The following is a 1,483-nucleotide window of genomic DNA, read 5'->3' as shown; positions in this document are numbered from 1 at the left end:
AGCGAAGGAGACTGAACGAGCGCAAGTGATAGCAGGTCTGAATATCTTTAACTCGCTATTTATGGTGGGCAGCGCGATCCTTGGCATTATATGCCTAAGCGTAGTAGAGATGAGTATTCCACAATTGTTTGCGCTTCTTGCAGTGCTTAACTTCTTAGTCGCGGCATATATCTTTCTACAAATCCCGATTTTTGTGGTTCGCTTTGCAATGTGGATGCTCACGCACACCATCTATCGTGTTAAACACAAAAATCTGCACAACTTACCTGAGCATGGTGGTGCATTGATTGTGTGCAATCATGTGAGCTACATGGATGCCCTGTTACTGAGTGCCGTATGCCCTCGTTTGATTCGCTTTGTGATGGAAGAAGATTACGCCAACCTGCCGCCGCTAAGACGCTTTTTACGCCGTGCTGGCGTGATACCAATTTCTGCTAGCAACCGAAGTTCTATTCGTCGAGCATTTAACGACGTCGAAGAAGCTCTCAATGAAGGCCATATTGTCTGTATCTTCCCTGAAGGGCGATTGACCTCCGATGGCGAAATGAACGACTTCATGCGTGGCATCGACATTATTCTGCGTCGAAGCCCAGTACCTGTGATTCCGATGGCATTGAAAGGATTGTGGGGCAGTTATTTTAGCCGCGCTAAAGGACGAGCATGCAGAGGGTTCCCGACTCGCTTCTGGTCCAAATTGGAAATTGAAGCTGGCGAACCGGTAGATCCTAGCTCAGCCACCGCACAAACTATGTTCGAAAAAGTGCACGCATTGCGCGGAGATTGGCGATAAACAAAACGTTGAGAATTATTTGAGCACACGTTTAGATTATCTGAACGTGTGTTCAAATCATTAAGACAAACTGACCAGATACAGTGCGATATACTCTCGCTTTCACTAACGACAATGAATCATAAATCTTGAACAGAAAGTACATCCCCTTTGGACTGGCACTGCTTTTTTGCTTAACTCCTTTTGTGTCATCCCCTATTGCACTTGTTATTGGCTTCTTACTTGCCAGCTTTGGCTTAGTTCCTACTGAGTTACCCATCGCCTCTTTCACCAAAAAACTGCTTTCTTATTCTATTATCGGTTTAGGGTTTGGTATCAATTTTGAACAGGCATTGTCTGTCACGTCAGATGGTATCGGGCTAATTATCGCTACGATTGTCGGCACACTCGTCATTGGCTCACTCATCGCCAAAGTAATCAAACTCGAAACGACGACTGCGTATCTCATTTCATCCGGAACTGCGATATGTGGTGGCAGCGCAATTGCTGCGGTCGCACCAGCAATCAGAGCCAAAGATGAACAAATAGGTTTGGCACTCGCTACCGTTTTTGTACTCAACTCTCTAGCGTTGTTCATCTTCCCCGTCATTGGTCATGCGTTAAACCTAGACCAACACACCTTTGGGACATGGGCGGCAATTGCGATTCATGATACTTCGTCTGTTGTTGGCGCTGCCTCTGCCTACGGTGAAG

2 protein-coding genes are annotated in these 1,483 nt (G+C 46.3%); both read left to right on the top strand.

The genetic code is table 11. The features are described 5' to 3' along the window. A partial coding sequence (locus R7E00_RS23175) for a 1-acyl-sn-glycerol-3-phosphate acyltransferase (RefSeq protein WP_318124588.1) occupies positions 1-790 on the top strand: 790 nt, incomplete at its 5' end. A 128-nt stretch (positions 791-918) separates the two neighbouring features. Continuing rightward, on the top strand, positions 919-1,483 hold a 565-nt coding region (locus tag R7E00_RS23170; RefSeq protein ID WP_318124586.1), incomplete at its 3' end, for a YeiH family protein.

The organism is Vibrio sp. Vb1755 (genome assembly GCF_033338635.1).
GTDB classification, from domain to species: Bacteria; Pseudomonadota; Gammaproteobacteria; order Enterobacterales; family Vibrionaceae; genus Vibrio; species Vibrio alginolyticus.
This window is presented reverse-complemented; position numbering and strand designations above follow the sequence as displayed.